This is a genomic window from Neobacillus sp. YX16 (genome assembly GCF_030123505.1).
GTDB lineage: Bacteria > Bacillota > Bacilli > Bacillales > Cytobacillaceae > Neobacillus.
In genome coordinates, this window is sequence record NZ_CP126115.1 from 4864540 (window position 1) to 4887622 (window position 23083).

The 23083-nt window shown below is 38.5% G+C and carries 21 protein-coding genes and 1 other annotated feature; of the genes, 5 read left to right on the forward strand and 16 right to left on the reverse strand.

Annotated features, from left to right (window positions below):
• Positions 1-61: 61 nt before the first annotated feature.
• From QNH48_RS24055 to refZ, 5 genes are all read right to left on the reverse strand, one after another.
• Positions 62-268 (reverse strand): alpha/beta-type small acid-soluble spore protein, encoded by a 207-nt coding sequence (locus QNH48_RS24055; protein ID WP_133367568.1) that lies wholly within the window; start codon positions 266-268, stop codon positions 62-64.
• A gap of 286 nt (positions 269-554) precedes the next feature.
• Positions 555-1760, reverse strand: a complete 1206-nt coding sequence (thiI, locus tag QNH48_RS24060; protein WP_283952307.1) for a tRNA uracil 4-sulfurtransferase ThiI — start codon at positions 1758-1760, stop codon at positions 555-557.
• Position 1761: 1 nt separating this feature from the next.
• Entirely contained in the window at positions 1762-2904 is a 1143-nt protein-coding gene (locus QNH48_RS24065) for a cysteine desulfurase family protein (protein WP_283952308.1), read from the reverse strand.
• Between the two features lie 314 nt (positions 2905-3218).
• Positions 3219-4904, reverse strand: a complete 1686-nt coding sequence (gene ezrA, locus QNH48_RS24070) for a septation ring formation regulator EzrA (RefSeq protein ID WP_283952309.1) — start codon at positions 4902-4904, stop codon at positions 3219-3221.
• 295 nt (positions 4905-5199) lie between these two features.
• Positions 5200-5829, reverse strand: coding sequence for a forespore capture DNA-binding protein RefZ (gene refZ, locus QNH48_RS24075; protein WP_095248931.1), 630 nt, complete (start codon positions 5827-5829; stop codon positions 5200-5202).
• Positions 5830-5981: 152 nt separating this feature from the next.
• Between refZ and QNH48_RS24080 the strand changes: the two genes are divergently transcribed.
• Both QNH48_RS24080 and rpsD read left to right on the forward strand, forming a co-directional pair.
• On the forward strand, positions 5982-6464 hold the full coding sequence (locus tag QNH48_RS24080; protein WP_095248932.1) for a GAF domain-containing protein: 483 nt from the start codon (positions 5982-5984) through the stop codon (positions 6462-6464).
• A 337-nt stretch (positions 6465-6801) separates the two neighbouring features.
• Complete coding sequence (gene rpsD / locus QNH48_RS24085) at positions 6802-7404, forward strand: 30S ribosomal protein S4 (protein WP_095248933.1); 603 nt, start codon at positions 6802-6804, stop codon at positions 7402-7404.
• 106 nt (positions 7405-7510) lie between these two features.
• Here the strand turns inward: rpsD and QNH48_RS24090 are convergent, their stop codons facing one another.
• The 3 genes from QNH48_RS24090 to tyrS form a co-directional block, all read right to left on the reverse strand.
• On the reverse strand, positions 7511-7966 hold the full coding sequence (locus QNH48_RS24090) for a hypothetical protein (protein WP_283952310.1): 456 nt from the start codon (positions 7964-7966) through the stop codon (positions 7511-7513).
• 89 nt (positions 7967-8055) lie between these two features.
• Positions 8056-8244: a DUF6954 family protein gene (locus QNH48_RS24095; RefSeq protein ID WP_283952311.1), complete on the reverse strand. Its 189-nt coding sequence runs from the start codon at positions 8242-8244 to the stop codon at positions 8056-8058.
• 307 nt (positions 8245-8551) lie between these two features.
• Entirely contained in the window at positions 8552-9808 is a 1257-nt protein-coding gene (gene tyrS / locus QNH48_RS24100) for a tyrosine--tRNA ligase (protein WP_283952312.1), read from the reverse strand.
• Between the two features lie 219 nt (positions 9809-10027).
• Positions 10028-10244 (reverse strand) — a binding site (T-box leader).
• A 145-nt stretch (positions 10245-10389) separates the two neighbouring features.
• Here tyrS and QNH48_RS24105 point away from each other — a divergent pair.
• Positions 10390-13137: a transglycosylase domain-containing protein gene (locus tag QNH48_RS24105; RefSeq protein ID WP_283952313.1), complete on the forward strand. Its 2748-nt coding sequence runs from the start codon at positions 10390-10392 to the stop codon at positions 13135-13137.
• Positions 13138-13175: 38 nt separating this feature from the next.
• Here the strand turns inward: QNH48_RS24105 and QNH48_RS24110 are convergent, their stop codons facing one another.
• The 3 genes from QNH48_RS24110 to QNH48_RS24120 are packed head-to-tail and all read right to left on the reverse strand — an operon-like array spanning position 13176 to position 15658.
• Positions 13176-14351 (reverse strand): acetoin utilization protein AcuC, encoded by a 1176-nt coding sequence (locus QNH48_RS24110; RefSeq protein ID WP_283952314.1) that lies wholly within the window; start codon positions 14349-14351, stop codon positions 13176-13178.
• The gene (locus QNH48_RS24115; protein WP_283952315.1) at positions 14348-14995 is read right to left on the reverse strand and encodes an acetoin utilization AcuB family protein; all 648 of its coding nucleotides are present in this window, start codon (positions 14993-14995) and stop codon (positions 14348-14350) included. The genes QNH48_RS24110 and QNH48_RS24115 overlap by 4 nt, the downstream gene beginning before the upstream one ends.
• 30 nt (positions 14996-15025) lie before the next feature.
• Positions 15026-15658, reverse strand: a complete 633-nt coding sequence (locus tag QNH48_RS24120) for a GNAT family N-acetyltransferase (RefSeq protein ID WP_095250872.1) — start codon at positions 15656-15658, stop codon at positions 15026-15028.
• 201 nt (positions 15659-15859) lie between these two features.
• On the opposite strand from QNH48_RS24120, the gene acsA reads away from it, so the two are divergent.
• Complete coding sequence (acsA, locus tag QNH48_RS24125) at positions 15860-17578, forward strand: acetate--CoA ligase (RefSeq protein WP_283952316.1); 1719 nt, start codon at positions 15860-15862, stop codon at positions 17576-17578.
• 169 nt (positions 17579-17747) lie between these two features.
• Here the strand turns inward: acsA and ccpA are convergent, their stop codons facing one another.
• The 5 genes from ccpA to QNH48_RS24150 form a co-directional block, all read right to left on the reverse strand.
• Positions 17748-18746 (reverse strand): catabolite control protein A, encoded by a 999-nt coding sequence (gene ccpA, locus QNH48_RS24130; protein WP_283952317.1) that lies wholly within the window; start codon positions 18744-18746, stop codon positions 17748-17750.
• Positions 18747-19157: 411 nt separating this feature from the next.
• Positions 19158-20234 (reverse strand): bifunctional 3-deoxy-7-phosphoheptulonate synthase/chorismate mutase, encoded by a 1077-nt coding sequence (locus QNH48_RS24135; protein ID WP_283952318.1) that lies wholly within the window; start codon positions 20232-20234, stop codon positions 19158-19160.
• Between the two features lie 232 nt (positions 20235-20466).
• Entirely contained in the window at positions 20467-20799 is a 333-nt protein-coding gene (gene ytxJ / locus QNH48_RS24140) for a bacillithiol system redox-active protein YtxJ (RefSeq protein ID WP_283952319.1), read from the reverse strand.
• Positions 20800-20886: 87 nt separating this feature from the next.
• Entirely contained in the window at positions 20887-21252 is a 366-nt protein-coding gene (locus QNH48_RS24145; protein WP_283952320.1) for a YtxH domain-containing protein, read from the reverse strand.
• A gap of 29 nt (positions 21253-21281) precedes the next feature.
• Positions 21282-21743 carry a DUF948 domain-containing protein gene (locus QNH48_RS24150; protein WP_283952321.1) on the reverse strand — a complete coding sequence of 154 codons (462 nt, stop codon included), beginning with the start codon at positions 21741-21743 and terminating at the stop codon, positions 21282-21284.
• A gap of 219 nt (positions 21744-21962) precedes the next feature.
• On the opposite strand from QNH48_RS24150, the gene QNH48_RS24155 reads away from it, so the two are divergent.
• On the forward strand, positions 21963-23078 hold the full coding sequence (locus tag QNH48_RS24155) for an aminopeptidase (RefSeq protein WP_283952322.1): 1116 nt from the start codon (positions 21963-21965) through the stop codon (positions 23076-23078).
• The last annotated feature ends 5 nt before the right edge of the window (positions 23079-23083 follow it).

Sequence of the window (23083 nt, forward strand, 5' to 3'; positions counted from 1 at the left end):
TTTGCACATAAAGAAAGAGAGTGGGAAAAATCCCACTCTCTGTAGCCATCTTATTTATTTGTTATCGTGAAAATCCGCCGCCTAATTGAGACTCAGCCATTGCGACTAAACGCTTAGTGATTTCACCACCAACAGAACCGTTAGCGCGTGAAGTAGTATCCCCACCAAGTTGTACACCAAATTCAGAAGCAATTTCGTATTTCATTTGAGAAAGAGCTTGTTCTACACCAGGTACAAGTAATTGATTTGAGTTGTTGTTACTAGCCATGTGATATCACCTCCTTGTGAGTATAGAATGTGTAGAATCACATGGCAGTATTCTTTTTTATAATTGGTAATTGTTCACAAATTTTTCACATTTTTCATAATTACTGTCCCTGTTCATACTGAATGTTGATTGGAACTCCAGGCACTTCGCTTTCCGCAGGCGTTGCGGTGAGCCTCCTCGGCGCTAGCGCCTGTGGGGTCTCACCTGCTCCGTACTCCTGCAGGAGTCTCGTGCCTTCCGTTCCAATCAACGTGGCAATAATTAATTAAACCGTATCACAATATAGTTAAAATAAGTCATCAAAGTCCGAGACCTGTTTGCTGTCTGGTTTAATTGTTAGTGTTTCTGTATTTTTGACTGCTTCTTCTATTAAGGAGTCAAAGTCATGGAAGCTTTCGTAGTGCTGGACTTTTTCTCTTTTTGGTTTTGTTTTTGGTGAGGACGGGACAAAAATTGTACAGCAATCCTCAAAGGGTCTGATTGAAATATCGTAGGTATCTAATTCTTTCGCGATTTTTATAATATCATTTTTGTCCATTGTCAGCAGTGGCCTTAGGATTGGGGTATTGGTTACCTCATTAATGGCATACATGCTTTCCAATGTTTGACTGGCAACCTGACCAAGGTTATCACCGGTAATGATTGCTAGAGCTTCTTGTTTTTTTCTAATTTCATCTGTGATACGAAGCATAAACCTTCTTGTTGTGGTCATCGAATAATTTTCAGGAATTTGTTCTTTTATGGTTTGCTGTATGGTCGTAAATGGGACAATATGAAGTTTCATGGAACCAAAAATTTCAGAAAGCTTCTTGGTTAAATCAATTACTTTTTCCTTAGATCTTTCACTTGTATATGGAGGGCTGAAAAAATGTACTGCCTCTATTTCTACCCCTCGTTTCATGGTCAAATAGCCTGCAACTGGACTATCAATTCCTCCGGACAGCATCAGCATTGCTTTACCGCTTGAACCAACTGGCAGTCCGCCAGCTCCTAAGATGTTCTCACAAGACATGTAGATGGCCTCTGCTAGTACCTCGATTTTTAAGTTAATATCAGGATTTTTCACATCAACCTTTATGCCTGGTATATTTTCAAGAATATGCCCGCCAAATGTATGATTGATACCAGCTGTATCCAACTCAAATGATTTATCAGAGCGTTTAGGAGAAATTTTAAAGGTTTGTCCCACTTTGTACAGGCTTCTAACTAATGAAAGTGCAGCCTCTTTCATTTGTTCAAGGTCTCTTTCAACTCTTATTGCTGGACTAAGGGACTGAATACCAAAAATATTTTTCAATGACTTGATAATTTCTTCGACATTTTCGCCATTTACGAGAACATACATCCTGTCACGCTCAGCACGTATTTTTATCTTCGGAAAGGGAGCCAATGCAATTCGAACACTCTTTCTTAACTTATCTACAAATTTCTTCCGATTTCTGCCTTTGGTGGAAATTTCACCATAGCGAATCAGGATACGATCATAATTCATATTATTTCATAACCCTTCTTAGTTGTTTGGCACCTTCTTCTATCGCCACAATTACTTTTTGTGCCTCATCCTCACTATTATCGTAGGATAAGCTAATTCTAAACGCACTGTCAGCCAAATCGTCCGGAATCCCCATGGCTAAGAGTGTTTGACTTGGTAATTGCTTTTTAGAAGAACAAGCACTTGTTGTTGATAAATAAATTCCTTTTTGTTCTAGTGTATGGATTAATACTTCTGCTTTAACTCCCCTGATTGAAAAGTTTAGAATATGGGGTGCAGAATTTTCAAGCGGCGTATTGATTGTAACGTCATCGATCCTGCTAAGCCCTTCTCTCAATAGTGATTTAACCCGTTTCATTCTTTCTAATCCCGTTTCACTGCTCCCAATCGTCATCCTTAAAGCCTTAGCCATTGCGACAGCACCTGCAACATTTTCCGTACCGCTTCTTACTTTCCATTCTTGGTTGCCGCCTGAAAGCAGAGGGTCCAATCTAACACCTTCTCTAATAAAGAGTGCACCAGTGCCCTTTAATCCATGAAACTTATGTGCTGAGAATGAACATAAATCCACACGATTTTCTATTAGGTTTAAGGGAACTTTTCCGACAGCTTGTACAGCGTCTACGTGAAAGAGAATGTTTGGATATTGGTTTAAGAGTTCACCAATCTCTGTAATTGGCTGTATGGTTCCAACCTCATTATTGACCTGCATTACAGATACAAGGATTGTATTCTTTTGAATAGAAGCTTTTACATCCTCTACCTTCACTCTTCCATGATGGTCAGCTGGCAAATAGGTAATTTCAAAACCTAATTTCTCCAGCTGTTCCATTGCTCCACGGACTGAGGGGTGCTCAATACTAGATAAAATCATGTGTTTTCCTTTATTTTTATGTAAAATTGCACTCCCTTTAATAGCCAGGTTATTACTTTCTGTACCACCGGAGGTAAAGTAAATTTCAGTTGGTTTAACACCTAGGAGGTTTGCCACTTGTGTTCGCGCCTGAGTTAGAAGTTTCTCTGCTTGAACCCCTAATCCATGGAGTGAAGATGGATTGCCAAAGAATTCACTTGAAACCTTCACAAAAGAGTCTACTACCTCTTTATAGGGCTTTGTGGTCGCACTATTATCAAAATAAATCATAACTTTAACACCTCACCTTTGCAGGACTAAATCTTACCACAAACTTAATCAATTGAAAAAGGTTTGTGTTTTAGATAATGGCTGTGTTATATATGGCCGTTGATTTGTCTCCAGGCGCTTCGCTTTCCGCAGGCGTTGCGGGAAGCCTCCTCAGCGCTAAAGCGCCTGCGGGGTCTCCCCTGTTCCGTACTCCTGCAGGAGTCTCGCGCCTTCCGCACAAATCAACTAGTTCATATCCACTTTTACCTTACACAGCCTAAAGAAAAAAAACCGATTCACCATTTTGGCTGAATCGGTTTTTAGTGTTTGTTCCACTATTTTCCTACTGCTGCTTTAATTTTCTTTAAGGCTCCAGGGTCAATGGATTCTAGGGAGGCTGCTGCCTGTTCCAATGCTTCCTGGTACTCAAAATGTCTAAATGCTTGTTCTGCATCATTTAGTCCCTTGGCAACCGATGGATTTTGACTTCGATACCTGTTTCCATATTGAATTGCTTTTTCAGCAAGCAATACATTCTCAATCAATTCGACTGTAGTATTAGACAATTTATCTACTGTTAATACAGCAATTTCTAAATATTGATTTAGTGCGGAAACGTTAAGTGGCTTTTCTTGAAGCTGCAGTCTAACGTTTTGAATGCTCTCGTTGGTATCTTCATATAAGTACTGATAATCTTCTGGTAATCCAGGAATATTACTTTTGGAAACTAACCGAATCGTTTCTCCCACTTTTTTGGTTAGATCCTTCAGTGTTTCTCGTGCTTCGAACTCATCCTTCCTTAATGCTTGAAGCTTGAGACCGAAATTTTCCTGCTCTTCCTGAATCATTTCGATATGAGTTTTTATTTCCTTCAATTCTTCACAGAGGACCGTTAATGCCGTTTCATTCATATTCAATTTTTCCATTAGGATCTCATAATGTTTTATAACAGAGGCAAGTTGTTTTTCCAAGTGTCTTTGTATTTCAAAATCACTGTCTGTTAAATGATAGCTTTCTTGAACATGCTTTACTTCATTTGAAAGATGGTCATGTTCTTCTAGTACAGAACCTAAGAGTCCACTCATACCTTTTTCGTTTTGGATGATAAAATGCTTGGCATTCACTTCTTTTTCCAGCAAGTCAAAAAGTATGTCAATCCGTTCTTTAACTTCACCGATTCCTTCTAGCGCATTTTCAATCTTAGTCTCTTCAATAAAGGCTAAATACTCAACCAATTTTTCATTTAAACTATCTATTTCAGTTTCTAACTGAATATGACTTAAGTAATAACCTTTTTCAGTCATCTCTCTATATCCTTCGAAAATATCAGATAATTGAGCTGGAATAAGTGAATGACACTCGATTAAAAGCTGCGGAATTAAATCCATATTCTTTTTAACTTTTGCTAATTGATCATGAATTGACAGTACGAGTTCACGTGCCTCGAGATAGTTGCCATTCTCAGTCTTCTCATCAAATTCATGAAACTTTTTCGTTACGTCTTCTAATTGAGTTTCTAGGTGTTTTTCGGATTTGCCAAAACTATGACGATGAGCAAGCAGTGTTTTTTTCGTTTCCCGATACAATTCCTTTAGCTGCTCAATTTCTGTTCTGTTCTTTTCTTCACTTCCAACAAGCTCATGAAGTTCCTCAACAATTTTATTAATTTCATTTTCTGTTGCCTGTAATTTATTATTGATATCCTGTTGAATACCTTTCGCCTTATTAAAGCGATAGTGATCAATATATTCTTCGGCGTCAAATAACATCTCTTCCAAATCAGGTAATTTAACGGTTACGATATCATCCCATTGGTTACGCCAGCCCTCGAATAATTCTTCAGTTTGTCCGATCATATTCAATTGTTTTACCTTTGACATTTCATCCATTATTGGTCGATTAAACAAATCAATTTTCCAGGCTTCTAACCTATCCATCTCTTTAAAATACTTTTTCTTTATAAAATACCCCAATACAAATAAGGCTAGTAGTAGGATGATAAATCCAATAAAATATTTCACATTCAAGCCCCCTGTTTCAAACACTTCATTTAAATCGTCAAAGCAATAGATACGAATCTATAAATAAATTATAATTGTCGGTAAGTTCAATGCCTCTATGATACCATGTAAACGACATTTTTTGACTATTATTTTCATTTTTTTTGTAAAAGAAATTTTAATTTACTAATTTATGACAAATCCCATCGAAAAAACACAACATACTATAAATCTCCAAATTAAAAAGCACTTGCTTGAAGGAAATTTGTTTTCCCAGCTAGTGCTCAGCATATAAGAATCCGTTTATTTGTATCAATTACAATATTGCCTCTTTCTTTTCTATAAATTTTGTTCCTAGGGTGTTTTCAATCCAATTGTTGATTTCCTTTAAATACTTTTGTTCAAAGAATCTTTCATTTGGAAAGATATAAAGTACTTCTCGTAAATAATGAGCATTAATAAAAGGCATCATAAGTAAACCCTTGTATTGGATAATTAGATAAGCGATAGAATGCGGACGGAATTCTTTCCTTTCAAACCCTTTTTCAAATACCTTTTGGAAGTAATACTTTTCCTTTAAGGCATAGGTGGACATAATTTCTCTTACTACCTGAGAATCCATTGACATTTCACGGTATACGAAGCTTGTAAGTTCAATATTTTCACACTGAAAGTGAAGCAAATCAGCTGAAATTCGTTTTAAACAATCCTTTACCCCTATATCTAGTAAAGAAAACTTTTCTTCAATAATACTGAGGTATTGCTCAAAAAAGTAAGTGAAGCAGTATTCTAATAAGCCCAGCTTATTCTCAAAATGGTAGGCAATGGTTGCTGAGTTAACATTCGCTTCTTTAGCAATGTCACGTATCGATGTTCCAGCATATCCATTTGAATTAAAAAGTGATATAGCCGCTTTCACTATTTCTTCCTTAGAATCCTTTTTCATCTCACACCTCCTGCACTATTACTTTTATCCTTACTATAACTATTCTTTTTATGAGGGTTGATTCCTTTATAAAGTTATCGACAAAGTATGCTCTTTTTCTTGTAAGTTTGATAAAATAAATAAGAAATTAATAAAGAGATGGGTGAAAAAACATGTTTAATGTCGAAATGTACAAAGGGAGCCGCCAAGAAAATTATGAATTGGTAAAGAAACAATTGACTGCCCTACTCGATGGCGAGAAAAATCAAATTGCTAATCTAAGTAATACTTCTGCCTTATTAAACCAATTTCTAGATCGCATAAACTGGGTAGGCTTTTATTTAATGGATGAGAACAATGAACTAGTACTGGGTCCCTTTCAAGGTCTCCCCGCTTGTGTTCGCATTCCGCTTGGCAAAGGTGTTTGCGGTACATCGGCCAAAACAAGAGAAACACTCCGAGTGGAAGATGTTCATCAATTTCCTGGACACATCGCCTGTGACGCCGCCTCCAATTCTGAAATTGTCATTCCTCTTATAAAAGATGGAAAATTACTGGGTGTCTTGGACATTGACTCGCCAGAGAAAAATCGCTTTGATGAATTGGACCAAGAACAGTTGGAAGAACTTACTGCTATCCTTGTTGAATATTTGTAAAATAAAAAACTCGCCGCAGCGAGTTTTTTAAATTTTCTCAAGTGCTTGCTTAAATCCATTTCTACATACTATTCAAGTGTGGATCGGATTTTCCTGAAATAAACTTGACACATTGATGAATAAAATTATATAATATCCTTTGTGTAAAATAACTGCAGCCTATGTGAACACTTGAATGGATTTATTTTGTTCCTCAAGAGTCAACGGACTCTTCTGATGGTGTATCTTGTAACCCTCTGCTGCTAGGGCGAAGGTGCATGAAAACAAAATGGCTATCATTGATGTTTCATAACGGTTTTTATTTTACCAAAATAAAAACACTAAGGAGGAGTCATTCATGGCTCGTTATACTGGCTCAAGCTGGAAAATCTCTCGTCGTCTTGGAATCTCTCTAAGCGGCACAGGTAAAGAATTAGAAAAGCGTCCTTACGCTCCTGGACAACATGGTCCTAACCAACGTAAGAAGCTTTCTGAATACGGATTGCAATTACAAGAAAAGCAAAAACTTCGTCATATGTATGGAGTAACTGAGCGTCAATTCCGTAACCTTTTTGACAAAGCTGGCAAAATGGGTGGGGTTCACGGTGAAAACTTCATGATCCTACTTGAATCACGTCTTGACAACGTAGTTTACCGTTTAGGTTTAGCTCGTACTCGTCGTGCAGCTCGTCAATTAGTTAACCACGGCCACATCTTGGTTGATGGATCTCGCGTAGATATCCCATCATACCGTTTAGCTGCTGGTCAAACAATCACTCTTCGTGAAAAATCACGTAATCTTGATGTTGTTAAAGAAGCAATCGAAGTAAACAATTTCGTACCTGACTTCTTAACTTTTGACGCAGACAAGCTTGAAGGTACTTTCACACGTTCACCAGAGCGTTCTGAATTACCTGCTGAAATTAACGAAACTCTTATCGTTGAGTTCTACTCACGTTAATAGATTTGCTAATTAAAAGCAATCATAAAAACCCTAGAAGCGTTGATATAACGCAATTTCTAGGGTTTTTTATTTTTTACGGTTTTTTTATAGAGATATGTCTCTGTTAGCAGTCGATTCGTTTAACTGTTAGGGCTGGTAAATAATATTGATGATTCCAGTCACTTCCAATAATAGCCAGTCTTATTTGTTCACCCGCATTTAATGATACTTGTACAGTTCTCCCTATTGCCGATATGAAATCATCAGAAACTAACTCCGCATTTGATTCAGGGATATCTGTAAATAAAGGACCACCTCTTTGTATTGTAAAAGTTGTATTCGCAGTTCCTCCTGAATTTTGATTTATTAATTGTATATCATAGGTAATCTCATAGTCCCCAGCATTTACAACTGTAATGGTATCTGTGGCTGGGTCAGCGACAACAGTTAATTCAGACGGTCCTGCGAAAGTAAAATCAATTACTAATGGGATTGGAGCAGTTGGTTTAAAAGTACGATCTCCATATAGAGAACCAAAAGCTGTTGGACATGGAAAAAGTCCTATAAAAAAAACCTGCATTTCTATTATATTTATACAGGTTATGTTGGGACATCACTTCCGGCTTGTACCATTGACCATTGAGACAAATAATAAGTGAGAACAAGTTTTTATTTCCTTTTTATCCACTTAATTGTTCTTGAATATAAGAACCCAAGTATTGCGTATAGAACGATCACCACTGCAGCAGTCCAAATTCGTTCTTGTAATACCCCATCAGCATACAGTACTGGACCTAGTCCAAAGAAAGTAACGAGTAAAATGAGAATGATAAAAAAAGCATGGATTAAAAACTTCACAAAAATCACCCCTACGTATTCTTCTTATAACATAGGACGTTATACCTTGGTTCATTGTTACATAGAGACAAACTAGATTAATAAATTTAATGAATGACCATTGTTAGAGCTGCTATTTGGGTGAGATGGGCACTCATGAGCTCCTTGAGTGACCATCGGACTTGTTTTTTCAACTTGACGGTCACTCAGGACCTCTTTGAGTGACCAACAGCCCTTTTTTTTCAGCGAAACGGGCACTCAGGACAAACTTCTAGAATGGCTGATAAGAAAACCGGCGTCATCTAGGTTCATGACGCCGGTTTTTGGATTAATATTTAATTAGTGAGTATTTCTTTTTACCTCTTCTTATAATCGTAAATTGACCTTCGATTCGATCGGTGTCCTGCAAAACATAGGATGTATCGGTAATGCGTTCCCCATTCACTGTAACCGCACCATTTGTGATGTCTTCTCGTGCCTGGCGCTTGGATGGAGAAATTTTCGCTGCAACTAATAAATCAACCAAGTTAGCATCAGCTTCAGTTGCATTAAAGGAAGGAACGTCTTTGAAACCCTGCTCGATTTCTGAAGCAGTCAGGTTCCGAACATCGCCGCTGAATAATGCTTGCGTAATTTTAATCGCCTGCTGCAATGAATCTTCACCATGAATAAGACGAGTCATTTCCTCAGCTAAGGCTTTTTGCGCCTTGCGTAAATGTGGTTCTTCCTTAACAGACTTTTCTAACGCTTCAATTTCTTCGTGGGACAAGAAGGTAAAGTACTTCAAGTATTTAACTACATCTGCATCCGCTGCGTTAATCCAGAATTGGTAGAACTCATAAGGGGTCGTTTTCTTAGCGTCAAGCCAAACGGCTCCACCTTCTGTTTTCCCAAATTTTGTTCCGTCCGCTTTTGTTACAAGTGGAATCGTTACTCCATATGCCTTCGAACCTTCCGGCTGCATTTTACGAATTAGTTCAAGTCCGGAAGTGATATTCCCCCATTGGTCACTGCCGCCAACTTGTAATTTACAATTAAAGTTCTCGTACAAATGATTGAAGTCCATAGCTTGAAGAATCGTATACGTGAATTCTGTAAACGAAATCCCCGATTCAAGTCGTGAAGCAATTGTATCCTTCGCCAGCATGTAATTAACGCCAATGTGTTTACCAATGTCACGTAAGAACGTAACAATATCCATCGACCCCGCCCAATCATAGTTATTGACCAAGACGGCACCATTATCACCATCAAAGTTAAAAATAGCTTCTAACTGCTTTTGAATGCCTTCAACATTTTTCTGCACTGTCTCCAAGGTTTGCAGGTTACGTTCTTCACTTTTACCACTCGGGTCTCCAATAAGCCCTGTCGCACCGCCAACTAAAACAACAGGACGGTGTCCATGCTGCTGAAATCTTCTTAGTGTTAAGAACGGAACCATATGTCCGATATGCATGCTGTCTGCTGTTGGGTCTACTCCACAATATAGAGAGATTTTATCCTTACTAATCAAATCCTTAAGGCTCTCTTCATCTGTTTGCTGGTAGATGAGGCCGCGCCATGCTAAATCTTGTAATAAATCCATTTCATTGTCCCTCCATTTTCTTTTAAAATGGCTGTGTTAAACTAGGCTGTTGATTTGTGCTCCACTAAGGAAAGCTTCTTTTAATAATCACCGCAGTGACAGGCCGTTTCTGCCTGTCACGAGGCGCTTCGCCTTCCGCACAAATCAACATAGTTTTAAAATCAACAGTTACCTTTAACACATCCATTAAAATAAAACAAAAAGCGCCCCTGCAAAAAATGCAGGGACGCATATACGCGCGGTACCACCCGGCTTGAGGAATGAATCCTCCAACTCGTAAAAATTAACGGTTTAGACCGTTCCCCGCTACTTCTATATTCACGGAGAAAGCTCTGGGACGTAATTCACTCTTCTATATGTGTCAGCTCTCACCAGCCGCTGACTCTCTAAAAACAGGGATAGAAGACCTACAGTAGATTCCCTTCATAGCTTGATTATTAAATTTTTAACTTATAGAATTTTTACCATAATTTATACCTGCTGTCAAACAAGAACTGGTAATATCAGAAAAATGTAGAAGTTTGTCATTTTTACAATACTCATTATGCTATAATATATGTGATTTTAAAAGAGGTGATTCTATGAATGATAAATTTCAAGCGTGGATAGAAAAATTAAAGTCCATAACCAACTTGTTTACCCATAAAAGAACAGTAAAAAGTGCACGAATAACGTACCAGGTCTTTTGGAACCTTTTACTGCTGCTAATGACTGTCATCATCCTTGGGGGAGCATTTGCAGGTGGTGTGGGCGCAGGCTATTTTGCCTCGCTTGTAAAGGACGAACCTGTCCGGTCTTATGACAGTATGAAGAAAGACATTTATAATTATACAGAAACATCGGACTTATTTTTTTCTGACAATGTCTATCTCGGAAAGCTGCGTACAGATCTCGAACGGGAAGAAGTCAAAATTGACCAAGTATCAGAATACCTGGTAAAAGCAGTAATTGCAACAGAGGATGAGTATTTTTATAAACACAAAGGAGTTGTGCCAAAAGCAGTTTTTCGCGCACTTTTCCAGGAGGTAACCAACTCTGCTACTCAATCAGGCGGCAGTACATTAACACAGCAATTAATTAAAAACCAAATCTTAACAAACGAAGTCTCATTCGCAAGAAAAGCAAATGAAATTTTGCTCGCCCTTCGATTGGAGAAATTTTTTAGCAAAAAAGAAATTCTAGAAGCTTACTTAAACGTTTCAACATTCGGCAGAAACTCATCCGGTAAGAATATCGGCGGTGTTCAAGCAGCGGCAAAAGGAATCTTCGGAAAAAATGCCAGCGAATTGACCCTTCCACAAGCTGCCTTTATTGCAGGCTTACCACAAAGTCCCTTTGGGTATACCCCTTTTACAAGAGAAGGTACAGTGAAGAACAATTTAGAACCTGGGCTTACTCGAATGAAAACGGTACTAAAAAGAATGTATGATGGCGGTCATATTGATGAAAAGCAATATGCGGAAGCCTCATCCTACGATATTACAAAGGATTTTATTCCTGCAGGTGACAATCCGCTTGAAAAATATCCATACTTATCATTTGAAATTGAAAAGCGAGCGGTTGATATACTGACTAATGTATTGGCGAAAAACGAAGGGTATGAAGAAAAAGATTTAAAGGAAGATGAAAATCTTTATTATAAATACCAAACAATAGCCAAGCAAAACTTAAGACAAAATGGTTACGAAATTCACACAACCATTAACAAAGATATATATGATGCCTTCCAGGTTGTAAAGAATAACTACCCTAACTACGGACCTGATAAACCTGAAGAAAAACAGGATCCAGAAACGGGGGAAACAATTACAGTCATGGAGCCGGTTGAAGTCGGTGCAATGCTAATTGAGAATAAAACAGGGAAAATCATCAGTTTTGTCGGTGGAAGAGACCATAATAAACAGGAGCTTAATCATGCGACTAGTGCTATCCGCCAAAATGGATCTACGATGAAGCCCTTACTCGTTTATGCACCAGCCATTGAATTGGGGAAAGCATCACCAGGTACACCTTTACCGGATGTAGCTTTAAGGCTCGAACCTTCCATTTCAAGACCTTGGCCAAACAACTATGACAAGAGGTACAGCGGGATTACCTCAGCAAGATATGCGCTAAAAAAATCTTATAACGTTCCTGCTGTTAAGCTATATAAAGATATACTTGACCAGCAGCCTGCAAAATATCTTGAAAAAATGGGCTTTACATCACTAAGAAGTGAGGATTATACCAATCTCGCAACCTCTATTGGATCCATGAAAAATGGGGTAACGGTGGAGGAAAACACCAACGCCTTTGGAACCTTTGCAAATGAGGGTAAATTTATTGATGCGTACATGATTGAAAAAATTGTCGATAAGGACGGTAAAAGCATCTACCAGCATGAAGTAAAGCCAGTTGATGTTTTTAAACCGCAAACAGCGTTTTTAACGCTTGATATGATGCGTGATGTAATCAATAGCGGTACAGCTGCAGGTCTCAATAGTAAATTGAAGTTTAGGGCAGACTGGGCAGGTAAAACAGGGACTGGACATGAATATCATGACAATTGGTTTGTTGCTACCAACCCAAATGTAACTTTTGGAATCTGGAATGGCTATGATACGCCAAAGTCATTAAAGACCGGTGGAATGTCCTATTCACAAAGAACGAACAATTTATGGGCTGCATTAATTAATGCGGCATATGATATTAAACCTGAGTTAATTAGTCCAGCAGAATCGTTCCCTGTACCAGCTGGTATTGTAAAACGCTCTTTTTGTGCAGTTTCAGGTTTACTGCCTTCAGATGCCTGCTCAAAGGCAGGCTTAGTTGTAAGTGATTACTTTAATGCGGAGAATGTACCGACAAAGCGAGATGATAGTTTAATTGCAGGAAATTATGTGCAAATTGGCGATAAAAAGTATCTTGCATTAGATTCAACACCAGCAGAATTTGCGAAGCAAGGGGTTATCCTAAATCCTGACTTTATTGCAAAAATGGTTGGGAGGAATTTCAGCAATCCAAGCCAGCTAATCCCTAAGACGGAGCGTTGGGGTAAGATTCTTGTTCCAAATGATAAAATTGTTGATAATGGAAAAACGCCAGACGGTGTGACCCTTTCACTATCTGGAAACAATTTAATTTGGTCAGCACCAGGTGATAATGATATTGTTGGATATCGAGTATATCAAAATGGAAAAAAGGTCTCGAGTATCACAAATGGTTCTAGTCTTTCCTTTACAGCTTCTAACGGTTCATACCATGTAACAGCCGTAGATATCGCAGGAAAGGAATCATCACCATCTAATCAAGTAGATGTAGGTGTTATTAGTACACCTGCACCTCAATAAATCAAAATAAAGGAGCTTGGAAATTATTCCAAGCCCCTTTATTTTTTTGACTCACTTTTTTTATTACTTCTAATGGGATAAAGTGCTTTTTCAAGAGTAAGTAAATTTTTTTCTGTTATTTCTGCTTTCCTAGGGATTGGTTTATACATATCTTCTGGATCATTCCAGTTTATAGGAAGATTAACTGGTGCTTTTTCTTGCCAATAATCCAGCCAGTCCTGTGGTAAACTTCCATAACAATTTGAGTTTTCAGTCATTTCCATCCATACAAGTGCCCAAGCTCTTGGAACAACCCTCCAAATATCATAGCCCCCGCCGCCGACTGCAATCCATTTACCACCGCAATATTGATGGGCAATTTCATGGGCAAGCTTTGGAATTTCACGATAGATTTTCATTGTCGCAGATAAATGTGTCAAGGGGTCATAATAATGGGAGTCAGCCCCATTTTGAGTCAGGATGACATCTGGTTTAAAAAACTCAGCTACTTCCCTTAGCGATTGAGTATAAGCATCAAGCCAGGATTCATCCTCTGTAAATGCATCTACAGGAATATTAAAGGAATAACCGTACCCCTTTCCTTGACCTCTCTCGTTAACATTACCGGTACCAGGAAACAAGTATCTACCCGTTTCGTGTATGGATAAGGTACAGACATCGGGATCGTCGTAAAAGGACCATTGTACACCGTCTCCATGATGGGCATCGGTATCAACATAAAGAACTCTCGCATTATATTTATTTTGCAAATATTTAATGGCTACTGAACTATCATTATAAATACAAAATCCAGAAGCTTTTCCGCGAAATCCATGATGTAATCCCCCACCTAGGTGAAGGGCATGAGCAGCCTGTCCTGTCATAACTTGATCGACAGCCGTAAGAGCTCCTCCAACTAATAAAGCGCTTGCTTCGTGCATATTAGGAAATATTGGGGTATCTTCCGTACCTATCCCATAGTTCTCGGCCACATGCTGTGGGAGCTGTCCATACCCAGCCATTTTTACAGCATCAATGTAACTTGGATCATGAACTAGGGCAAGTTCCTCCTCTGTTGCCATTCTCGGAGGAACTATCTGATGATTGTCCAGGGCTTTTAATCTATGTAATAAATCTACAGTAAGTTTTAGTCGAAACTGATTAAAAGGGTGGTTGCTGTTGAATTTATAATTTAACAGTTCTTCTGAAAATACAAATGAACATCGATCGGTCATAGGGAAACACCTGGCAGATTTGGCCACAGAACGTCATAGCCAGATTGTTTTAAATCTTGGATAAGCAAGGTAGGATTCATGGTTTGCAATCTTATGACAAGTATTTTGTATTGGTCATTCTTTTTGTCAGGATAAACGAGTACACTTAAAATATTTGCTTTCCGATTCTTTATTAAACTAGTAATATCACTAAGCTTTCCCGCAAGATTAGGAACCCTAATCTCAATTTGAGAACCTGGTTGATGGGCACCTGTCAATTCAACTAACGTTCGGAGTAAATCAGTTTCCGTCACAATTCCAACCAGTTTCCTACCGTTTGTAATCGGCAGGCAGCCAATTTTATGCTCATAAAAAACAGCTGCAATTTCCTCTACAAAATCAAGCGGATGACCCGTTATAACGTCCTTTTTCATTATGGTGTCTACAGGGTTTTGCATGTCCTCAACATGTTCGTTAGCACGGAATATAGATGGAGCAGCATCGCGAATATCTGATAAAGTTACAATACCAACTAGTTGTTGTTCTCCATCAATAACAGGTATATGCCGAATTTTTTTCGTTTCCATCAATCTCATCGTCTCAGCAATCGATACTGTTGGTGTAACCGTAACAATCTCCGTTTTCATTATTTCTTCTACTATCATCCAAAAGCCCCCCTCAACCTGAATTTCGTATCAATACATAAATCGGTTCATAAAACGAAGTCGGTCAAACCTTTGAATCGTCTCCACATCGACTCTTTTACCAATTCTAGCCATAAGACAATTTGCCGGGTGTGAACATATCTCAGGGTCATCCGTTGCATACCATTGGAGGCCGCCCGCATTCATCATTTTCTCCATGATTTTCCGGTACTCCCAAACATTTAAACCTGTCCCCTTTAAATCCCAATGCCAATAATATTCCGTCGTAATAATTAAGTAATCCTCCATCGCATCATCCATCATAGAAACGGTAAGGAGATTTTTCCCTACCGCGCATCCCCTAAATTGAGGAATTACCTCAATAGCACCTAATTCAATTAAATTATCCATTTTGTCTTCCGACCATCTTTCGAGAGGATCCGGAAAAAGGTAGGTCACATAACCAACAATGGTATGGTGATGCCTAGCGATAATAATTCTTCCCTCTTCAAGCTGTGCAATCCCAACTAGCGCTTGATGCTGCTGCTCTGGGGGCCGAAAAGCGGTAAGATGTTCGTGAAACTCATAGCCAGCAAGTTTATCTGAGGAAATAGGACCTTCAATAATTAAGTTTCCATGGGGAGTCTTTACTTCTTTAGCATTGTACGTTTTTCTGTGTTCCATCCCTACACCACCTGAAAAATCATTCGCATATCTTATTCTATTATACATAATATCTATCATTTTTTAGCCTCTTCCCACAATTTTCTGTTTAATTAGAAAACTATGTGACAATATACCGAAAATGATAAAACTATTTTTAAAATTGAGAATAATTACTTTTTGTACTATAATTATCTCATACTAGCATAAGGGGGAAATGGAATGAAAGTGGAAAAGCTGCCAGTGATGCAAGGGGAGCATAATTTAGCAAATTATGCTGAGAAGTATAAGAACTTCAGTTGGGAGGAGACTGAGAAGGAATTCTCCTGGCACGAAACAGGACTTGTTAACATGGCTTACGAAGCTATTGACCGCCATGCAGAAACTTTTCGAAAAAATAAGGTAGCCCTTTATTATCGTGATAATACCAGAAATGAAAAGTACACCTTCAAAGAAATGAAAGAGTTTTCAAACAAAGCTGGTAATGTCTTAAAAGCATACGGAGATGTAGAAAAAGGAGACCGCGTATTTATTTTTATGCCTCGTTCACCTGAATTATATTTTACTGTCTTGGGAGCCATTAAGCTTGGGGCGATTGTCGGTCCATTATTTGAAGCCTTCATGGAGGGTGCCGTTAGGGATCGTTTGCAAGATAGTGAAGCAAAGGTATTAGTCACTACACCTGAACTCTTAGAACGTGTACCAGTAGATGAGCTGCCAGCATTAAAACATATTTTCCTTATCGGCCAAAATGTAGACGAACAAGGCCCCTTTATAGACTTTTTGAAAAAGTTCGAATCAGCTAGTAACAATTTAAGAATTGAATGGATGGACCGTACGGATGGTCTCATTCTTCACTATACTTCTGGTTCAACAGGCAAGCCTAAAGGAGTACTGCATGTACATAATGCAATGATCCAACATTATCAAACAGCCAAATGGGTACTGGATTTGAAAGAAGATGATGTTTATTGGTGTACAGCAGACCCAGGCTGGGTTACAGGGACATCATACGGTATTTTCGGACCATGGTTAACCGGAACTTCTAACGTTATTATTGGAGGTCGTTTCAGCCCTGATACTTGGTACAAAATGATTGAGGACTTCGGTGTTAGCGTTTGGTATAGTGCTCCGACTGCGTTCCGGATGTTAATGGGTGCTGGTGATGAAATTGTTAAGAAATACAATTTAAGCAGTCTGCGACATGTACTAAGTGTTGGAGAGCCGTTAAACCCTGAGGTAGTAAAATGGGGTGTGAAGGTCTTTAACAAAAGAATCCACGATAACTGGTGGATGACGGAAACAGGTGCACAGCTTATTAGTAACTACCCATGTATGGAGATTAAACCAGGTTCAATGGGTAAACCTATTCCAGGTGTCGAAGCAGCGATTGTTGACGACCAAGGCAATGAACTTCCTCCATACCGCATGGGGAATCTTGCAATTAAAAAGGGCTGGCCTTCGATGATGTACACCATTTGGAATAACCCTGCAAAATATGAATCCTATTTTATGCCAAGCGGCTGGTATTTTTCTGGAGATTCCGCCTATATGGATGAGGATGGATATTTCTGGTTCCAAGGACGCGTGGATGATGTGATCATGACCTCTGGTGAACGCGTCGGCCCATTTGAAGTGGAAAGCAAACTAGTTGAGCATCCAGCGATTGCAGAGGCTGGCGTAATCGGAAAGCCAGACCCTGTCCGCGGGGAAATTATCAAGGCTTTTATTGCACTAAGAGACGGCTATGTAGCTTCAGATGAGCTTAAGGAAGAAATCAGGCTTTTTGTTAAAAAGGGGCTCGCGGCGCACGCTGCTCCTAGAGAAATTGATTTCCGAGACAAGCTTCCGAAAACAAGAAGTGGTAAGATTATGAGACGTGTCTTAAAGGCATGGGAGCTAAATTTACCAACAGGTGACCTGTCCACAATGGAAGACTAAGAAATAAGGGGAAGCACAATTGTGCTTCCCCTTATCTTTTATTTTGTCTAGCTCCAGCGCCTAGGGGCTCGGGGTCATAAGCCAATCCGTCAAGAAGGTTAAAAAACAACCTTCATGCCGGCTCGCCTTATGCCTGTCGCCCCTGTACAAGGCGCTTCCGCTTTTCTTATTATTTTGTTGATTGACGGTGTTCGATGCGATGTGGAAGAACAACAGTTTGTTCCTCTACCTCTTCTTTGTTCATTAATTTTGTGAGTAACCGCATTGCCACAGCTCCGATATCGTATAAAGGCTGGACGATTGTGGTCAGCTGCGGGCGAACCATTAATGAAAGCCTTGTATTATCTGATGTGATTACTTCGAAGTCTTCAGGAAGTTTATATCCTTTATCATCGGCACCATGAACGACACCAAGTGCCATTTCATCTGAGCCAACTAGAATTGCAGTTGGTCTATTAGGAGCTTCTAATAATTTTTCGAATGCTTCTAATCCAGAGTCATAGGTGTAATCACCTTCTACAACAAGTGACTCATCATAATCTATTCCCGCATTTGCAAGTGCCCGCTGATATCCTTTTAGTTTTTTGTGGATATTTCTCGGTTCCTGTAATGGTCCTACTACAAATGCAATATGCTTATGACCTTTGTCAATAAATTCATTCACGGAGTCATAAACAGCTTGTTCGTAATCGATGTTAACAGAAGGAATCTGTTCAGATTCCTCAATCGATCCAGCTAAAACAATCGGAACTGGAGACTTTCCAAATTCCTCCACATGTTCTTTTGTAATATTCCCACTCATGAATACTATCCCATCCACTTGTTTCCCTAGCATAGTATTTAATAAGTGTAATTCTTTCTCTAAGTTTTGATCGGAATTGCTTAAAATAATATTGTACTTATACATGGTTGCGATATCTTCGATGCCCCGTGCTAGTTCTGCAAAAAAGATATTTGAAATATCGGGGATGACTACCCCAACAGTCGTAGTCTTTTTACTAGCCAATCCCCTCGCAACAGCATTAGGACGGTAGCCAAGTCTATCAATGACTTCTAATACTTTTTTTCGAGTAACAGGCTTTACATTTGGATTTCCATTGACTACACGTGAAACGGTTGCCATCGAAACATTTGCTTCCCGGGCAACATCATAAATTGTTATATTCACGTTAACACTCTCCTTAAACACGCTAGGTATTTTCTTTATTTTACAACATTTTTCATCAATTTAGTCATTGTGAGAAAATATACAAACTTTTATATGTATTTAATCATACGATAAGAACAAGCAAGTCGCAATGATATTTGTTCTCATTTTCACTATATTTTCATTTTTTAATAAAAGGCTGTGTTAAATCAGGCTGTTGATTTGTGCTCCAGGCGCTTCGCTTTCCGCAGGCGGTTCGGGAAGCCTCCTCGCCGCTAAAGCGCCTGCGGGGTCTCCCCTGTCCCGTCCTCCTGCAGGAGTCTCGCGCCTTCCGCACAAATCAACATAGTTCTAAAATCAACAGTTTCCTTTAACACAGCCTAATAAAAAGAAACCTTCTGTTAGACAGAAGGTCTCTCTTTCCTAAATCATTTAAACTCTAACGAAGTTGGATGCAAGAAGTTCACTATAGAAAGTATTAAACTGATCAAGGTTCATTTGTTGTTGAGCATCTGATAGTGCCACTGCTGGATCTGGATGAACTTCAGCCATAACGCCATCTGCACCAATCGCAATTGCTGCTTTTGCACAAGGAAGAAGTAAATCTCTTCGACCAGTTGAGTGGGTTACATCTACCATTACTGGTAAGTGGGTTTCTTGCTTTAGAATCGGTACAGCGGAAATATCAAGGGTATTTCTTGTTGCTCGTTCGTACGTTCTAATTCCACGCTCACAAAGAATAATTTGGCCATTTCCTTGGGCCATAATATATTCCGCAGCATTAATAAATTCTTCGATGGTAGCGGCAATACCTCGTTTTAATAGAACAGGCTTATTTACTGAACCTGCAGCTTTTAATAATTCAAAGTTTTGCATATTGCGGGCACCAATTTGGATAACATCAATATAATCAATAGCCATCTCAATATCAGCAGGGTTTACAATCTCACTAATGACAGCCATATCATACTCATCTGCCACACGTTTTAAGATTTTTAATCCTTCAACTCCTAGACCTTGGAAGTCATACGGAGATGTTCTTGGCTTATAGGCACCGCCTCGAAGCAGCTTTAAACCTTTTTCTTTCATTGCTTTTGCTACAGTTGCAACTTGTTCATAAGACTCGACTGCACATGGACCAAAAACAAAATGTTGCTTTCCATCACCGATTGTTTCACCTTTTATATTTACAATTGTATTTTCAGGCTTCTTTTTCCTAGAAACAAGAAGAGCTTTTTGATGGTCGTCTTTTTGCAAATCTAAGCCAGCCTTAAAAATTTCCTTAAATAAATGATCAATGGTTGCGTCGTCAAATGGACCATCATTATTTTCTTTAATCACATCAAGCATTTTTCTTTCACGAACAGGGTCGTATTTGTATACCCCTTGAGTTTCTTTAGCTTTCCCAATCTCTTGGACGAGTTGAGCTCTTTCATTAATTAGTTTCAATAATTCTAAGTTAAGATCATCAACACGTGTCCTTAATAGTTCCAAATTACTTTTGCTCATGTTATGTCCCCGTCCTTTCATAGCATGACAGATTAATCGCAGGAGATCAGATTTGAAAACTGTCAGCTAGCGCCCTTATTAATAAATTTTTTAATAATTCAATAATTAGGCTTTATTATAGCTGAAAAGGTTTACTTTGTCACGCCTTTTTCTTTAACGATTAAACGCTTTTAAGCGCTAAAGTAAATTGTTATATAATAAGTCATTCTATGCTGGAATTTTTATTTGTTGCCTATAAATTTTCACTAATTGCACTTGTTAAAGAACGATTTGTGATTTTCCAGTGCGATGCATTCCATACCGCCGAACCATTTTTAATTAGCAGAGCTTGTGGGGATTCATGTTTAATTTCGAATTTCTCTGCTATTTCATTAGATAAAGGTCGTGAGTCTTGTACAGCTAAATAATAGGCTGGTACGCTTTGATTTGACTCTGAGTACTTTTCATATTCCTGATAAGCCGCATGACTTATTGGACATGTTAAACTATGTTTCATAAATAAAAATTTTTCTTCTTGCTTCAATAAATCCTCAAATTGTTCCAATGTATCGATTTTTTTTAGCATATTCAATCCTCCAAAATATAAACGGTGAAGTCATTCTATCACTTCACCGTTTTTGATACAAATAATCCGATTAGTTATCCGAAATTCTTAATGTGTTACTTTATATTCTTCCTCTTCAAACGCTTTTTTTGCTTCTTCTAATTTATTTCTAATTGCCAGTTCGTCCATGTTAGGTTCTGGATTTGATTTTTGAACCCCGCCAATTGAAATGTAGTGTTCTTCTTCTGCGTCTGGTGACGGCTTTGTTTTTTTCACGAGGTGGATCGTTTTTTCCTTTAGTGTTTCTGCTTGATTGTTAATAGTGTTACGAAGGTCCTTGCCGGATTTTGGGACTAAGAAGATGGCAGCTGCTGCACCTACTATTCCGCCTATCAGTGCTCCTAGCAAAAAACTGCTTGATGAGTCTTCACTTTTGTTTTGGTTTAGTTCTCGGCTTTCGTAATCTTTACCCATAATAGATTCCTCCCTTATATTAATAATTACTATCTTGACCTAACTCTTTTAATCTCCTTGGCACTGCTTTCTTCTTTTTCTTTTTTCTTAGTATTCCATTTATCTTTTAGTTCAAGAAAAACGTTACTCCATTGGACAATTTGGGAGACTTTTTCTTTATTTTCTTCTACCTGTATATCAAATGAATCTGTTAAATTTTTTAAAGTTCCATTGAATTTATTTACTGTCGACCCCACATCTTTAACTGCCGTAACAACACTGTTTAAACTCTTTGACTTTTCCTGAATATCATCAGCAAGAGCATTTGTTTTTTGTAAGAGTTCTGTTGTTTCTTGTGTGACACCATCCAACTGTTTTTCTAATCCAATTAGCGTTTTTGAAACACTTGATAGGGTTACTTGGAGAGAGGTTAGTGTTTTTGCTACGTAAATGACAAGCACTAAAAAGGCAATCGCTATCAAAGCGACGCTTAAATATAAAATAATTTCCATTCGTCTTTACCTCCGCATTTATACCATTATGTATTACCTATCTAACGCGGTGTTAAACGTAAATAGGTATCTAATACTACTTCAAGATAATTGTCTCATTTTCCTGCATGAGATTACAATACGTTTTACTCTTAAGTTGAATTTTTATCACTTTCTGTATGAATTCGGTTACAATAAATACTGTATTATCATTTTTTTTCGTTGGAGGAATCTAAGAACATGAAAGATCCACGTATTGAAAAATTAGCAAAAAATTTAATTAACTACTCGGTAGAGCTGCAAAAGGGTGAAAAGGTTTTAATTGAAAACTTCGGCCTGCAGCGTGAACTTGTTACAGCACTTGTTAAGGAAGCCTATCTTGCAGGTGGATATCCATTTGTACTTCTTAAGGATCAGCAAGTAGATCGTGCCTTACTCCTTGGTGCACAGGAAGAGCAATTTAATATGATTGCTGATTTTGAAGCAAATGTAATGGGGAAAATGGATGCATACATAGGTCTACGTTCTGGTGATAACATCAATGAGCAAGCCGATGTACCAGACGAAAAAGTAAAGATTCACGGAAATACAATTGGTAAGAAAGTTCATCGCGACATCCGAGTTCCGAAAACAAAATGGGTTGTCCTTCGCTACCCAACAGCAAACATGGCTCAGTTAGCAAAAATGAGTACGGAGGCATTTGAGGACTTCTATTTTGATGTTTGTAATTTGGATTATGGAAAGATGGATAAAGCTATGGACAGCCTTGCACAATTGATGAACCGTACAGATAAAGTTCGTCTCACAGGTCCTGGAACAGACCTTAGCTTCTCCATTAAGGATATTCCGGCTATTAAGTGTGCCGGCCATGCAAATATACCTGATGGTGAGGTATATACCGCACCAGTTCGTGATTCAGTAAATGGAGTTATTACTTATAATACCCCATCCCCTTACCAAGGATTTACTTTTGAAAATGTAAAGCTTACCTTCAAGGATGGAAAAATTGTTGAAGCAGTCGCAAATGATACAGAGCGTATCAATAAAATATTTGATACCGATGAAGGAGCACGTTATGTTGGTGAGTTCGCCATCGGCGTAAACCCATACATCTTAAATCCGATGCAGGATATATTGTTTGATGAAAAAATTGCCGGCAGCTTCCACTTTACTCCAGGTCAATGCTATGATGAAGCCTTTAACGGCAATCATTCCAATATTCACTGGGACATGGTTAACATTCAGCGCCCGGAATACGGCGGAGGAGAAATCTATTTTGATGATGTGTTAATCCGTAAAGACGGTCTTTTCGTTATACCTGAACTCGAAGGATTAAATCCTGAAAATCTTAAATAAATTCA